The sequence below is a fragment of the Vibrio porteresiae DSM 19223 genome (assembly GCF_024347055.1).
GTDB lineage: Bacteria > Pseudomonadota > Gammaproteobacteria > Enterobacterales > Vibrionaceae > Vibrio > Vibrio porteresiae.
Window position 1 is genome coordinate 1,571,231 of sequence record NZ_AP024896.1, and the last position, 14,148, is coordinate 1,585,378.

Genomic DNA, 14,148 nt, shown 5'->3' on the forward strand with positions numbered 1-14,148 from the left:
ACGTTAGATTGCCCAAACTTAGCCGCTCAATTGTCATGAAGATCACCGCGATCATGGTCAGTTTGATCTTGATGGCGTTCGTCAGTATTTTCTCATCGATGTATATGTCGCAAATCAGTGAGTACGATGGCAAAACCATCAACCTTTCTGGATCTCTGCGCATGATGAGTTACCGTATCACCACTCAGGTAACGCTATTGCAAAGCGAAGATTCCCCAGAGAATCGCCACAAAGTACAGCAACTGATTCAACAGTTCGAAACCCTGTTTAACGACCCTGTGTTAAAAAAGGATTTTATTCGCTTTCATCAGGTGGCGATTAAAGACGAATACGATCAAGTCGCACACACATGGAACCAAGAGATTAAGCCAACACTGGCGAATGCCAACGCTCAATTTCAATTAGGGCCGTTTTTGCCCAAACTCGAAAGCTTTGTGCAATCCATTGACCGTCTAGTCTATGGCTATCAAAAAGTATTGGAAGAGCGCCTGCAAGAGCTAAAAATCATTCAGACCATTACGCTTGCCATCACATTGGGCCTGATTCTTCTCTCGATTTACTCGATTCACAAATACATCGCGCGACCGCTACGCGAGCTAACCGACGTGGCGGAAAGTTCGTCACAAGGTGATTGGAGCCAACGCTGTTTGGTGCATCGCGATGATGAGCTTGGTCTTTTGGCCAAAACCATCAACAAAGCCAATCAAAGCATGCAGTCGATTCATCAAGATCTTGAACAACGGATTGACGAAAAGACCCAAGCGCTCAGCCAGAGCAATCAGATGCTCACGTTCTTGTACAATGTAGCTCAACAGGTCAACCAATCTCATTATGGTCAACTCGATTTTGAGTCGATTTTGCAGCAATTAAGCGCCGTTAGCCAACTCAATAGCCTACAGCTGACACTCTTTACCTCGCAGCCTGAACTTCCTTATCACCAAGTGCTTATTGGTTCAGAGCTGGAAAATAGCGCATCGAGCCAACCCGTTCACTTTCCAATAGAACGCAATGACAACCACTATGGCGACATCCGTGTTTTTACCCAATCACCAATGGCAAATTGGCAGCGCGATTTGGTGGAATCCTTGGTGGATCAATTGGGCATTGCACGGAGTTTTTCGAACCAACTCAACCAAGAGAGACGCATCGCGCTACTGAGTGAACGAAATATTATTGCGCGCGAGCTGCATGATTCTTTGGCTCAATCTCTCTCGTACCTTAAATTTCAGGTCGCGTGTATTGAAAAAGGCATTGAGAAAGAGCCAGTGAGCGAGCGAGTCACCACCCCAGTTTATGAACTCAAAGAAGGTGTCGTATCGGCTTATCGTCAACTGCGAGAGCTCCTCACTACCTTTCGCTTACAGATTGACAGTGGCGGTTTGCAAGCGGCTCTGAGTGATACCGTGCAGACCTTAGCGAAACACAGCGCCATGCAAATCCAACTGCATTACGACTGTCGCCATGTGCCCTTCGAACCCAATGAGGAAATTCACCTATTGCAAATCACCAAAGAAGCGGTGCAGAACGCCGTCAAACATTCGCAAGGCTCACTCATCACCATTTCTCTAACGGAAAACAAGGAGAAAAACATCATTCTGTTGGTACAAGACGATGGAATAGGCTTTACTCAAACCGAGCGGGTGCTCAACCATTACGGCACTGAAATTATGCAAGAGCGTTGTCATTCACTGAAAGGAACATTGGCAATCAACACCTTACCCGATGGCGGAACCGAAGTGAGTTTGGTGTTTACCCCGAATTACCTCAACAATAGCAAGGAACTTGGGTAGACTATGCCACAACATCATCGTTTGACGTTTACTAACACCTTTCACTCAAGCCGCAAAGGAGAGCCAAATGAGTAATGGGAAATCTACTATCATGATCGTCGATGACCATCCCTTATTTCGTAAAGGATTACAGCGTTTTATCACCTATGAAGAAGACTTAGAAGTGACCAAGGAATGTCACTCCGGTGCTGAAGCGTTAGAGAGTGCGCTGCAAGATGATCCTGATTTAATTTTGCTTGATTTGAACATGCAAGGGATGGATGGGTTAGAAACCCTGCGCCAAATGCGCGCGAAAGGCGTCACCGCAAGAATCGTGATGCTCACTGTTTCTGATACGGAAGAAGATGTGCTTACCGCAATGCAATATGGTGCTGATGGCTATCTACTTAAAGATATGGAACCCGAGGACATTGTCGCCAACATCAAACAAGCCGTGCTCGGCAAATTAGCACTGTCTGATCGGCTCACACAAGTGCTCGCCCAATCATGGCATAAACCCAAAACGCAGCACCCCAACAAGCTTTCAAGCCTCACGGAACGCGAACATCAAACGCTGATCTTATTAACTAAGGGCATGAGTAATCGCCTTATCGCCACTGAATTAAAGATTTCTGAAGCAACCGCCAAAGTCCACGTGAAAAATCTACTGAAAAAGCTCGATTTACACTCCCGCTTAGAAGCCGCCGCCTGGTTGATGGAAAACTCTCGTTAGATCCATTGGTTCTCGTTACCAGTTTTGAGCAGGTTTTTCTGATTGGATGAACCCTAGCAAAATGCCATGTTCTGGGCCCTCGTGGCTAAGTAAGTTCAGAACGTTTGCTAATTCTTAGTTTCTCAAAACGCCCATGCTCACCAATTCACCTTTTATTTAGCTAAATCAAAACATTGCCTAAATAAAGCTCGCTTTTTTACGTTCTTAAACAATTTTTTTTCGCGTGGTTTGCTTTGTTGGGTATCCGTAACTATATTGACAAGGTTATAATTAGCCCAGTTAATACATGGATACTGGTTATAGTTAGGGATAAGTAACTCTTTGCAAATTAAAGAAAACAAGGCAAAACAACACCATGCTGATAAAAAACCTATCGATAGCGAAAAAGATCTCCCTGTCTTTTCTGCTCATTGCGCTGATTAACATTCTTTTCGGCGTTTTTTTAAATACCAAACTTAATGGCATCAAAGCAGAACTGATTAACTTTGCTGACGATACTTTACCTGCAGTTGATGCTGTCAACGCTATCCGTTATGACTTAGCGCGTCTGCGTGCGTGGCAAATAGCGATTTATACTCAAGAAGAAAAATCGGAAATCCAACAGCATATCAATGAAAACATCACCAAACGTCACCAAGTTGAAGCGCAAATCGCAGCTTATGGTAAAACCGTATGGCCAGGTGAAGAGCAAGAAACCTTCAATCGCTTGATGAGAGAATGGACCTCTTACAAAGGGATTGTCGATACCTATTACGATGCGATGCTAAATGGCGACCGCGCGACAGCCAAGGGCACCATTGCCCCTTCTTTAGAAACATTCGGTCGAATCGATGTGGAATTGGGTAAGCTAACCAACATCCTTAAAGAAGCCATGGATCGCAACAAGGTGAGCATTCTGACCTCGGTAGACAACATGAACATGTCGGCTATTTTGAGCAACGTGTTTATCTTAGCTTTGATGGTGGTAATGACTTTAGCTCTTGCGCGCCTCATTTGTGGCCCATTGAAAATCGTGGTGGCGCAAGCGAATGCCATCGCTAAGGGTGACCTATCGAAAAAACTGGACCGCAGCTCTATTGGTAACGATGAGCTAGGCGAACTTGCCGACGCCACATCAAAAATGCAGGACGACCTGCGCACGGTCATTCACAACGTGGTGGATGCGGTTAACCAACTCAGTCACTCTGTTGAGCAAATGACCCACATTTCTCAGCAATCCGCGACAGGTATGAAAGAGCAGCAATTGCAGATCACCCACATTGCAACGGCAATGACCGAAATGAAAGCAACAGTTGCCGATGTGGCTGAGAATACTCAAGCGTCTGCGAGCAAAGCAAGTCACGCAAATGACCGCACTCAAATGGGCGTGCGTGAAACGCAAAACATCATCGATTCTATTGAAGAGGTGGCGACTGTTATCGGCGTTGCAGGTGACACTGTCACTGAACTAGAAAAACAATCGAGCCAAATCAACGTGATCCTTGATGTTATTCGTGATATTGCTGATCAAACCAACCTTCTTGCACTCAACGCAGCGATTGAAGCCGCGCGTGCAGGAGAGTCAGGTCGAGGCTTTGCAGTAGTAGCAGACGAAGTCCGCACACTTGCGGGTCGTACGCAACACTCCACCAGCGAAATCACAGCGATCATTGAACAGTTGCAATCGTTAGCCAAAAAGGCACAACAAGCGTCTGAGTTGTCGCGGAACAATATTACCGAATGTGCAGCGCAAGGCTTGCGTTCGAAACAACTGATGAGCGACATCGGTCAAGCGATTGCTGATATCTCCGATACCAGTACACAAATTGCGACGGCATGTACCCAACAAGATTCGGTTGCCGAAGACCTTAGCCGCAGCACTGAGCAAATTCATATGGCATCACAAGAGGTGGCACAAGGTGCACAAAAGACCTCTCAAGCTTGCCAAGAGTTGAGTCGCCTCTCCTCTTCACTACAAGAAGCGATGCGACGCTTCAAATTGAACTAATCTTATCTTCATGCTGTGGTTCATCCCACAGCATGAGCTTTTCTTTGACTCTTAATTGATCGACCAGAATCACTTTTTTTGGAGTTTCCATGCGCATTAAAAAAACCTTACTCGCCCTTTCTATTGCCGCAGCGACCTTAGCCCCAATCATGCCTGCCCACAGCGCGCCGATGGCGTTACTGGGAGTAGATAAACAAGCAACGGATATCGAGTCAGCCAACTCGTGGCTAGAAATCAATCTTGGTCAGTTCCGTTCTAACATTGAACAGTTCAAAACTAAGATGAATAATCACACCAAAATTTGTGCCATCATGAAGGCGGATGCGTACGGCAACGGCATTCAAGGTTTAATGCCCATTGTTCTTGAACAACAAATCCCATGTGTTGGTGTGGCAAGTAATGCGGATGCACAAATGGTGCGCGACAGCGGTTTTAAAGGCGAGTTGATGCGCGTGCGCTCAGCCAGTCTCAACGAAATTAAAGCAGCGCTACATTTGGATATGGAAGAGCTGATTGGTAGCAAAGCGCAAGCCGATGCTTTGGCTGATCTTGCCAAAAAATCAGGCAAAGAAATTCGCGTCCATATTGCACTTAACGATGGTGGCATGGGACGTAACGGTATTGATATGAGTACCGATGCGGGTAAGAAAGAAGCGGTACAAATTGCTAGCCACAAAAACATTCGTGTAGTTGGCATTATGACCCACTTCCCAACCTATGAAGCCGACGATGTGCGTAAAAAATTGGTGTCATTTAACGAGCACTCAGCTTGGCTGATGAAAGAAGCCAACTTGAAGCGTGAAGACATTACGCTGCACGTCGCTAACTCATTTACCTCGTTGAATGTTCCTGAAGCTCAGTTAGACATGGTTCGTCCTGGTGGCGCGCTTTATGGTGACCAGCCAACCAACTTAGAGTACCCATCAATTGTGTCGTTCAAAACGCGTATCGCATCAATTCACCATTTACCGAAAGATCATACGGTCGGCTACGACAGTACCTTTACGACCCCAAAAGACAGTGTGCTGGCGAACTTGCCCGTCGGTTATTCTGACGGTTACCCACGTAAAATGGGCAACAAAGCGCAAGTAATCATCAACGGTAAGAAAGCACCCGTAGTTGGCGTAGCGTCAATGAATACCACCATGGTCGATGTCTCTAACATCAAAGGGGTGAAGCCGGGCATGGAAGTGATTCTGTTTGGTCATTCCAAAGGACAGTCGATTATCGCGGCAGATATGGAAAGTAGCTCAGATGTGATTTTCCCAGAGCTTTACACCATCTGGGGTTACTCAAACCCTCGCATTTATGTCAAATAGCCAATCTTAAACAGGGTTTGCCACAACAAGCAATAATGCAAAACGGCCTGATCGCAGGCCGTTTTCATTTGTGCCGAATCTAAAGAGAGTTATGCGTGATAGCCCTTTTTCATGCGCAACGCCAAGTTAACCAAGCCAATCAACACAGGTACTTCGACTAAAGGACCAATGACTCCGACGAATGCTTGGTCCGAGTTAACGCCAAAAACAGCAATCGCCACTGCAATCGCTAACTCAAAGTTGTTTCCTGTGGCGGTAAATGAAATTGATGCATTTTTGTCGTATGGCAAATTCATCCGTCGACCGATGAAAAAGGTCACCATAAACATCACCAAAAAGTAGATGACGAGTGGGATGGCAACTCGCACCACATCCATTGGCAATTGTAAGATCATTTCGCCTTTCAGGCTGAACATCAAAACAATCGTCGCCAACAGAGCTATTAGAGTCAGAGGTGAAATCAGAGGAATAAAAGTCTTCTTGTACCACTCTTCGCCATTCATCGACACCAAGATAACGCGACTCAAAAAGCCCGCAACAAACGGTATACCAAGGTAAATCAGCACGCTTTGGGCAATGTCTCCCATGGTGATCGTCACGTCCATTCCTTGAATACCGAGCATCGGTGGAATCACGGTGATAAATAACCAAGCCAGAAAACTGTAGGTGACAATTTGAAACACGCTGTTCAGTGCCACCAGCGCAGCACCGTATTCTTTGTTGCCGCCACCGATGTCATTCCACACCAGTACCATCGCAATACAACGTGCTAAACCAATCAAGATCAGACCAACCATGTATCCGGGATAATCGTGCAAAAATATCAGTGCCAAGGTAAACATAAACACCGGCCCAACAATCCAGTTCATCACCAGCGATAAACCAATCGCCTTTTTGTCTCGTGTCACTTGCCCCAGCAGAGCGTAATTCACTTTCGCTAATGGCGGATACATCATCAAAATAAGGCCAATGGCGAGAGGAACATTGGTTGAGCCCACCGACATGCGCTCATTCCAATGCCCTATTTGCGGAAACGCAGCGCCAAGAGCAACTCCAATGACCATTGCTAGAAAAATCCATAAGGTCAGATAGCGATCAAGAAAGCTCATATTTTGCGATGGAGCGTTGTGCACATTTGCCATGCTATTACTCATTCATCTTTGTCCTAATAGTCATCATTTGGCGCGCATCTAGACCCGATCAATCTGCTTTGCTCAGCACTTATCAATGTCGGACTATGCTGCGCGGTTAGCTGCAAAATCTGCTTCATCCAGCTTGGTAAATCAGGATGAATACGATAAAAGACCCATTTCCCCTTGCGCGTGGCCTCTACCACTTGGTTATTACGCAAATCAGCCAAATGGCGTGACACTTTGGGCTGGCTTAGTTCTAAAGCCGTCATCAAATCACACACACAAAGCTCACCGGCACTTTCTAAAAGTAACAATGACTTAAGACGAGTTTCGTCAGCGAGCAATTTGTAAAAAACAAGAGCATCCATAGGGTCATTTCATTATCAACACATACGTTAAATAATATATCTGTTTTTCCATATGTAAAGATCTGCACAAAGTTAAACATTTTTGCCGAATAACCAGCGCCGATAAAAGCACCAAATCTGTCGATAGTCACAGCTTCGATTTTGTTTTTTAAAACACCTTTTCAATTTGGATAAATTCGCTAGAATGGCGCTTCAATCTCTGCTGGGTAATCTTGATGTCTAACGCCGTTTCTCGTTCAATCCTATTGCTGGTTGGGGCTAACCTGCTGGCTGCTTTTTCTGATGTCACGTTAAAAGTACTGAACGGTGAAGTACCGACCTTTGAATACGTGTTTATCCGTCAACTGATCGGTACGGGATTGCTGTTTCCTTTTTGGTGGAAACTGCCGAAGGAGCAACGTCAAGAAGGGCTCAGTTGGATTACGTTTTCGCGTGCGCAGCTTATTCTATTAGGCAGCGCTTGTGCCATGATAGCGGTCACTTACTTACCCTTAGCAACGGCTAACGCAATGTTTTATGTTGCGCCATTACTCATGTTGCCACTCGCCTTTTTATTGCTGAAAGAGCACCCAACCTTAAAACAGATATTGGCAACGGCGGCGGGCTTTGCTGGGGTGCTGATTGTGCTCCGCCCAGAACAATTTCAATGGGCAGCGATAGCGGGCTTAGGCTGCGCCCTCTCAAATGCATTATGCAACCTATTAATTCGTCGTCTCCCCGCGCAACAAGCGTTAGTATCAACCCTGTTTTGGACGGGCTTGATGACCTTGCCTATCTCGTTACTGCTGGCGTTACCGCAGTGGGAACCTATTCGCTGGGCTAACTTAGGCTGGATAGTCCTCATCAACCTGTTGGTACTGGGTTACCATGCATTAGTCGTGATGGCTTACCGTCCCGTCGAAGCAAACCGAATTGCGTTGGCTGAGTATTCTGGATTGGTTTTTGCCACCATTTTGGGATTTGTCTTGTTTGCGGAAATGCCCGATCTGCTGACCTGTATCGGTATCGTGCTTATCGTGATTCCGATGATGCCGATCCAATGGCGAAAATGGCTATTTCGAGCGCAAACTTCGTTGGCTCAAGATCCCGCCAAATAGGATTGATGCTCAAACCGTTAGCGATCCTAGCCATGGTTTTACTACCTAGCACTTTTGCCACATCTTGTTACACAACAAACGCTAAGCTAAGTCGATTAGGCAACAATCGTGGATTATCAAGATAACGACTTACCTGATGAGCCCTTAAGCTAGTTGTGTCTTAACTGACTGCAGTCAACACGTTGAGATACGTTCTAGTTCATCAATCGATAAGGAATCATCATGCAACGACGACTTAATGGATGGCTACTGGCCGGCATAGCAACCGTGTTTGGCATTGCTACACCCGCAGTAATGGCTGCAGAACAATCTCTGTATACTGCTGAAACTCAAGGTGAGTTTGACGGCCCAGCGGAGTATTTCACTGGTAAAGTACATGTAAAAATGGCTTTTCCTGCCAATGAGGTTGCCCACTATTCCGGTGCTTTTGTTACCTTTGAACAGGGTGCAAGAACCGCTTGGCATTCGCACCCGGCGGGTCAGCATATGATAGTGACCCAAGGAACCGCGCTGACCGTTACCCGCGATGGTAAAGTCCTTGCGTTTCATCCTGGTGAAGCCGTTTGGTGTCCACCAGATGTCGATCACTGGCACGGCGCCACTGCTAACGCAGCTATGACTCACTTTGTCGTTACCGCTTCTGACGCTCAAGGTAAGAATGTCGTCTGGAAAGAGAAAGTCTCAGATAAAGAGTATCAGGCGGCGCTACAAACTAAATAATGTTAAATCCACTGCTTTGGTTCAATGGAATGAGCAATTACACAGGCCTGTATGGCCTGTTTTTTTATCCAAAATTTCTACTAGCCTTCATCCATCAACATTGAGTAAACCTTGGTTAATTGGAAAATATCGTCCGTTGACCTTTTTCAACCACAGCATAAATTCAAAATAACGGACAAATAAACAATCCGTTACGTAGAGTCACCAAGCCATCAGCAGCTTTTTGTTCAAACCAAGATCCATCATTTTGGAATTTTAGGCAATGAATAAGGATGATTGGATATTAACCAATTCATTAGTTATTCGTAATATACCCACATCAACGGATACGTCTGTTACCGATATATCCAATAATAACGCCTTGATAACGACACCTTAGGTCGCTAGTGATGTGCTTACACCATCACACCAAAAGGCTGATAACTCATCAAACAAGAAGAGTGTGACAATGCAATTAGATTTCTCTTACTACAACCCAACCACCATTCACTTTGGTAAAGACTCGCTAGCCAAACTAAAAGAAGAAGCACCCAAATACGGCAAAACAGTCATGTTGGTGTACGGTCGTAACGCGATCAAAGCCAACGGTCTTTACGACAAAGTGGTTGCCATCCTTGAACAAGCAGGCAAAAAAGTGGTTGAGCTATCCGGTGTGATGCCTAACCCTACCCTTGAAAAAATGCGTGAAGGCGTGCAAATCGTACGTGACCACAACGTTAGCCTTATTCTGGCTGTCGGAGGCGGTTCTGTTATTGACTGTGCCAAAGGTATTTCTGTATCTGCCTACTGTGAAGATCAAGACCCATTTGTAAAATACTGGTGTGAATTCAAAGATGTGGATAACGAAGTAGTCCCTGTAGCGTCTATCTTAACTATGGTTGGTACGGGTTCAGAAATGAACGGTGGTTCTGTTATCACTAACGAAGAGACCAAATACAAAGCAGGTCGTGTTTTCCCTGCGCACGTATTTCCTAAATTTTCGATCCTAAACCCAGAGTACACATTCACTGTATCTCAATACCAAATGGTGAGCGGCGTGTTTGATACCATGTCTCACCTTATGGAACAGTACTTCTCTGACAAAGGTGCGAACACCACAGATTATGTGATTGAAAGCCTACTAAAATCGTCTATCGATAACCTACGTGTTGCGTTAAAAGCTCCAAACGATTACGAAGCTCGTTCAAACCTAATGTGGAACGCGACCCTAGCACTGAACACGCTAACTGGTTTGTCTAAATCACAAGACTGGCAAGTCCACATGATTGAACACCAATTAGGTGCTTACACCGACTGTGCTCACGGTATGGGTCTAGCGGCAATTTCACTGCCTTACTACCGCCTAATCTACAAATTTGGTCTAGAAAAATTCGTCCGTTTCGCGACTCAAGTTTGGGGTATCGCTGCTGAAGATAAAACGGATGAAGAGATCGCGCTTGCTGGTATCGATGCGCTAGAAGCCTTCACTAAAGAGTGTGGCATTGTGACCTCTCTGGAAGAACTCGGTGCAACCAAAGAGATGCTACCTAAGATTGCTGAATCTACCATCATTCTCGGTGGCGGTTACCATGCCATCACCACACAAGAGATTCAACAAGTACTAGAAGCGTGCTTTTAAGCCTGACCTTCTGAGATAAAACCTCAATGTATTGAGGTCGATAACAGAAAAAAGCCAGCAAATTCAATATTGCTGGCTTTTCTTTTCTAATGAAACGAAGTGGGAAGGAAGAGATAAATGCTCACTCATTTTCGTCTCCTATTCGGCGTTGCCCAGATATGACTCAGCCATGAGATAAGCGCTGCAATAGCGCCCAATGAAGCAATCGCCACCGTCATATCCGTGGTCAAGATGCGAGCACATTCTTGGTAGAAACTCACTTCACCTTCAAATGCTAATAATCCCGCTGCGACAAAAAGAATACCGTACAGACACAGCGTAAAGAGCACTCCAGATTTCAACGCGTTAAAGAGCGTTCCCAACGGAGTTCGCAGTGGCACTTTTTCAAGCTGAGCACTGTTTGCCGCTTTGTTGTTTTTTCGATTAATCAACTCGTTCTTAATAGATTTAAACCATGCGTTAGCGTAACTAGTCATACTAAAAACTCTCCAAAAGAGGGCCGAAACACATCGCCTTTTAGCGTTGTCATCACAGATAGTGAAACGAAGTAACGTTAGGTATTGAGCTATAAAACCAGTTTAAACATAGCCTATGAAGACGTTATTAGGGGTTAACTAGTTCGCTTTTTATAAGAAAAGACCACAGAGATAAGTCACTCATAACATCAGTATTAAAAGTAAGAAGAGATCGAGCGCCGTACACCCAAAATTCGCTATCGCTCAATCTCTCAACTGCTGCTAATTAGAGAGATAAAGACTCTTGAAAATAGTCCGCCAAATAGTCAATAAACGCTCTGGTGGTAGATGAAAGATGCTTACGCGAGGAGTAGAGCGCGTAGATCTGCAAGTCATTGGGTTTCCAATCGGGAAGAATGTGAACTAATTGTCCCGACGCCAGCTCGTTTGCCACCAAATAAGTGGGCTGTAAAGAGATGCCTATCCCTTCACAAGCGGCTTGCCTTAGCACCGTCGCTTCATTCGCCGATAACCTTGGTTTTATCTCAATCGCTTCATATTGTTCGCCATTGGTTAAATGCCATGTATGACGTTCAAAATGTTTATAGCCCAAACAAGAGTGCCGCAACAAATCAGTCGGTTTTTCAATGGGATCTGCGTGATTAAGATACTCAGGTGAAGCCACGAGTAAGGAGCGACACACGCCGATCGGTTTGCCGATCAGCGAGCTGTCTGGATTAGAGGCAATACGAATGGATAAATCGATCTGCTGCTCAACCAGATCGTTATGGGAATCATCAACAAATATCTCGATGTTAATCTCAGGATGCAACTGCATAAAATGTTTGGTTGCTGGAACCAACTGAGCAAAACCAAACGACATACTGGTCGAAACTTTAATCTGCCCTGATAACAGGGTCGCATCGCCAACCACATCAGTGAGCGCTTCGCCCACATTCAACCAATTCTCGATTTTCTCAAGGTTCTGTTGCCCCGATGTCGTTAACGTCACTCGTCTGGTGGTGCGATGCAATAAGCGCATTTGCAACCAGTTTTCCAGCGCTTCAACATAGCGTGTCACCATCGGGCGAGACATATTTAATCGGTCTGCGGTATCGGTAAAGCTACCGGAATGGGCAACATCTACAAAAACCTTGGCGGCAGTTAATCTATCCATCTTATTTGCACGATTTAAGAAACACTATTGTCTATATTAATGCATTTATCTGAGCGAATCAATTTTCTATAGTAGTGACATAACGCAGCGCCTAAAACAGGCTCCCAAACCTAAAGCACAACACTGCGAGCGTATCGATCTGAAGGAGAGAACAAAATGAATGAAGTCCATTATTTTTATGACCCTATGTGTGGCTGGTGTTACGGCGCAACATCCTTGATTCAGGCCATTGCTGAACATCCACAATTTACCTTGGTGTATCACCCTGGCGGGATGATTGAAAGAAAAGCGCTTACCGAGGGCTTTAAGCAGCATGTCCTACAGGCTGATCCCCGCATCGCCGCTTTGACAGGGGCATCTTTCGGTGAAGCTTACATCGAACGCTTAAAAAGCGATCAGCCTTTCATTTTGGATTCCTACCTACCGATTCGCGCCATCTCGGTCGCTCAATCGATGGGCATTGAGGCATACAAAATGATCAAAGCCATTCAAACGGCCCATTATCAAGAAGGTTTGGTGGTGTCTGATGAAGCAACCCTCGCTTTACTGGCGCAGCGCTTTGGGCTAAATGAGGTAGAGTGGCAACGCAAAATGCAAGAGAGCGCCGACCACATTGAGCAAGAAATAATAGATAGTCATGAATTGATGGCACATTGGTCCGTCTCTGGCTACCCAACCTTAATTGCCAATATCAACAATCAGTTCATTAAATTGCCCCATGAGCAATTCTATGGAAAACAAGAGCAGTGGAATAAACTCTTGGATTCACTGGTGAAATAATGCGACGCCAATGCCTTAAGGGCATTGGCTATTTAACAGCTCGCCCCCAAAATCTACATTCGATAAACGGACGTTGCCTTTTCTGCGTCAGCGACCAATGCATCAATCACAACTCGTTGTCTCGGTTTTAGGTAACGGGAGCGGGGCCATACTGCGTGAATTGGCATTTCTGCGCCTGCGAATTCATCCAATACCGTCACCAAAGCTCCAGTGGCCAAATGCTCATTGATTAGCCAAGTCGGTAATTGAGATAAACCCATACCATCTAGGACCGCAGATAATATGGCATCACCATCTGTAAAGCTGTATCGTCCGCGAATCACTTGAGAAAAGCCCTCTCCATTGCCTCGTTTAAATAGCCAAGCTGGTTGATTACTGCGCTGACTGCCCAAGATACAGTCGTGCTTGGTCAACTCTGCAACCGATTTAGGAACGCCTTTTCGGCTTAGGTACTCGGGACTGGCACAGACTACTAAACGCTGGCGACCTAAACATCTTGCGACCAAATCGGCATCATCTTCTAAAGCGCCTATACGCACCACTAAATCGACCCCTTCATCGACGAGATTGATACGTCGTTCACTAAACGCCACCGCAAGATCGAGTTGGGGATACGCTTTGGTCAACTCCAGCAACACCGGCATTACATGACGACGCCCGAATGCGGCAGGCAGATGTACATTCAGTCGCCCAGAGACTTTAATACTCCCCGCGACGACCCCTTGCTCTAGACTTTCGATTTCATCCAAAATCGCAATCCAACCATCAAAATAACGCTGACCTTCGGGAGTGGGTGTCAAACTGCGCGTGGTGCGATGCAATAATTTAGTTCCTAATTTCTGCTCCAAGCGAGTCACGCTTTTACCGACGGCAGAGCCTGTCAACCCAAGCTTCTCTCCCGCTGACGTAAACGAGCCAGTTCTTAAGGTTTCAACGTATTCAATCACGCCAGAGAATTGGGTTTCATTTAATTTCATTATAGAACCACAGGA

13 protein-coding genes are annotated in these 14,148 nt (G+C 45.6%); 8 read left to right on the top strand and 5 right to left on the bottom strand.

The annotated features are described in order from the left end of the window. The first annotated feature begins 8 nt into the window (after positions 1 to 8). The 4 genes from OCV11_RS23720 (at position 9) to alr (ending at position 5,808) form a co-directional block, all read left to right on the top strand. On the top strand, positions 9 to 1,790 hold the full coding sequence (locus OCV11_RS23720) for a type IV pili methyl-accepting chemotaxis transducer N-terminal domain-containing protein (protein ID WP_261896915.1): 1,782 nt from the start codon (positions 9 to 11) through the stop codon (positions 1,788 to 1,790). Positions 1,791 to 1,857: 67 nt separating this feature from the next. Further along, a complete protein-coding gene (narL, locus tag OCV11_RS23725; RefSeq protein WP_261896916.1) occupies positions 1,858 to 2,502 on the top strand; it encodes a two-component system response regulator NarL in 645 nt (214 codons plus the stop codon). Between the two features lie 355 nt (positions 2,503 to 2,857). Next, positions 2,858 to 4,489, top strand: coding sequence for a methyl-accepting chemotaxis protein (locus OCV11_RS23730; RefSeq protein ID WP_261896917.1), 1,632 nt, complete (start codon positions 2,858 to 2,860; stop codon positions 4,487 to 4,489). An 89-nt stretch (positions 4,490 to 4,578) separates the two neighbouring features. Next, positions 4,579 to 5,808, top strand: a complete 1,230-nt coding sequence (gene alr, locus OCV11_RS23735) for an alanine racemase (RefSeq protein WP_261896918.1) — start codon at positions 4,579 to 4,581, stop codon at positions 5,806 to 5,808. Positions 5,809 to 5,897: 89 nt separating this feature from the next. On the opposite strand, the gene arsB is transcribed toward alr, so the two are convergent. Further along, on the bottom strand, positions 5,898 to 6,962 hold the full coding sequence (arsB, locus tag OCV11_RS23740; RefSeq protein ID WP_261896919.1) for an ACR3 family arsenite efflux transporter: 1,065 nt from the start codon (positions 6,960 to 6,962) through the stop codon (positions 5,898 to 5,900). 11 nt (positions 6,963 to 6,973) lie between these two features. After that, positions 6,974 to 7,309 (bottom strand): metalloregulator ArsR/SmtB family transcription factor, encoded by a 336-nt coding sequence (locus OCV11_RS23745; protein WP_261896920.1) that lies wholly within the window; start codon positions 7,307 to 7,309, stop codon positions 6,974 to 6,976. 215 nt (positions 7,310 to 7,524) lie between these two features. Here OCV11_RS23745 and OCV11_RS23750 point away from each other — a divergent pair, with 215 nt between their 5' ends. The 3 genes from OCV11_RS23750 to OCV11_RS23760 all read left to right on the top strand — a co-directional run bounded on the left by OCV11_RS23750 (position 7,525) and on the right by OCV11_RS23760 (position 10,744). Next, complete coding sequence (locus OCV11_RS23750) at positions 7,525 to 8,406, top strand: DMT family transporter (protein WP_261896921.1); 882 nt, start codon at positions 7,525 to 7,527, stop codon at positions 8,404 to 8,406. 222 nt (positions 8,407 to 8,628) lie between these two features. Continuing rightward, positions 8,629 to 9,126: a (R)-mandelonitrile lyase gene (locus OCV11_RS23755; protein ID WP_261896922.1), complete on the top strand. Its 498-nt coding sequence runs from the start codon at positions 8,629 to 8,631 to the stop codon at positions 9,124 to 9,126. Positions 9,127 to 9,574: 448 nt separating this feature from the next. Beyond that, positions 9,575 to 10,744, top strand: a complete 1,170-nt coding sequence (locus tag OCV11_RS23760) for an iron-containing alcohol dehydrogenase (RefSeq protein ID WP_261896923.1) — start codon at positions 9,575 to 9,577, stop codon at positions 10,742 to 10,744. A 125-nt stretch (positions 10,745 to 10,869) separates the two neighbouring features. Here the strand turns inward: OCV11_RS23760 and OCV11_RS23765 are convergent, their stop codons facing one another. Next, positions 10,870 to 11,220, bottom strand: a complete 351-nt coding sequence (locus tag OCV11_RS23765; protein ID WP_261896924.1) for a hypothetical protein — start codon at positions 11,218 to 11,220, stop codon at positions 10,870 to 10,872. 265 nt (positions 11,221 to 11,485) lie between these two features. Further along, entirely contained in the window at positions 11,486 to 12,376 is an 891-nt protein-coding gene (locus OCV11_RS23770) for a LysR family transcriptional regulator (protein WP_261896925.1), read from the bottom strand. Between the two features lie 156 nt (positions 12,377 to 12,532). Between OCV11_RS23770 and OCV11_RS23775 the strand changes: the two genes are divergently transcribed. Next, complete coding sequence (locus OCV11_RS23775; RefSeq protein ID WP_261896926.1) at positions 12,533 to 13,156, top strand: DsbA family protein; 624 nt, start codon at positions 12,533 to 12,535, stop codon at positions 13,154 to 13,156. A 53-nt stretch (positions 13,157 to 13,209) separates the two neighbouring features. On the opposite strand, the gene OCV11_RS23780 is transcribed toward OCV11_RS23775, so the two are convergent. Beyond that, positions 13,210 to 14,133: a LysR family transcriptional regulator gene (locus OCV11_RS23780; RefSeq protein WP_261896927.1), complete on the bottom strand. Its 924-nt coding sequence runs from the start codon at positions 14,131 to 14,133 to the stop codon at positions 13,210 to 13,212. Positions 14,134 to 14,148: the final 15 nt, after the last annotated feature.

What these genes read in the sequence shown, in the direction of transcription:
- narL (WP_261896916.1), top strand. Translation starts at nt 1,858, where the DNA reads ATGAGTAATGGGAAATCTACTATCATGATCGTCGATGACCATCCCTTA.
- OCV11_RS23730 (WP_261896917.1), top strand. Translation starts at nt 2,858, where the DNA reads ATGCTGATAAAAAACCTATCGATAGCGAAAAAGATCTCCCTGTCTTTT.
- alr (WP_261896918.1), top strand. Translation starts at nt 4,579, where the DNA reads ATGCGCATTAAAAAAACCTTACTCGCCCTTTCTATTGCCGCAGCGACC.
- arsB (WP_261896919.1), bottom strand. Translation starts at nt 6,962, where the DNA reads ATGAGTAATAGCATGGCAAATGTGCACAACGCTCCATCGCAAAATATG.
- OCV11_RS23745 (WP_261896920.1), bottom strand. Translation starts at nt 7,309, where the DNA reads ATGGATGCTCTTGTTTTTTACAAATTGCTCGCTGACGAAACTCGTCTT.
- OCV11_RS23750 (WP_261896921.1), top strand. Translation starts at nt 7,525, where the DNA reads ATGTCTAACGCCGTTTCTCGTTCAATCCTATTGCTGGTTGGGGCTAAC.
- OCV11_RS23755 (WP_261896922.1), top strand. Translation starts at nt 8,629, where the DNA reads ATGCAACGACGACTTAATGGATGGCTACTGGCCGGCATAGCAACCGTG.
- OCV11_RS23760 (WP_261896923.1), top strand. Translation starts at nt 9,575, where the DNA reads ATGCAATTAGATTTCTCTTACTACAACCCAACCACCATTCACTTTGGT.
- OCV11_RS23765 (WP_261896924.1), bottom strand. Translation starts at nt 11,220, where the DNA reads ATGACTAGTTACGCTAACGCATGGTTTAAATCTATTAAGAACGAGTTG.
- OCV11_RS23770 (WP_261896925.1), bottom strand. Translation starts at nt 12,376, where the DNA reads ATGGATAGATTAACTGCCGCCAAGGTTTTTGTAGATGTTGCCCATTCC.
- OCV11_RS23775 (WP_261896926.1), top strand. Translation starts at nt 12,533, where the DNA reads ATGAATGAAGTCCATTATTTTTATGACCCTATGTGTGGCTGGTGTTAC.
- OCV11_RS23780 (WP_261896927.1), bottom strand. Translation starts at nt 14,133, where the DNA reads ATGAAATTAAATGAAACCCAATTCTCTGGCGTGATTGAATACGTTGAA.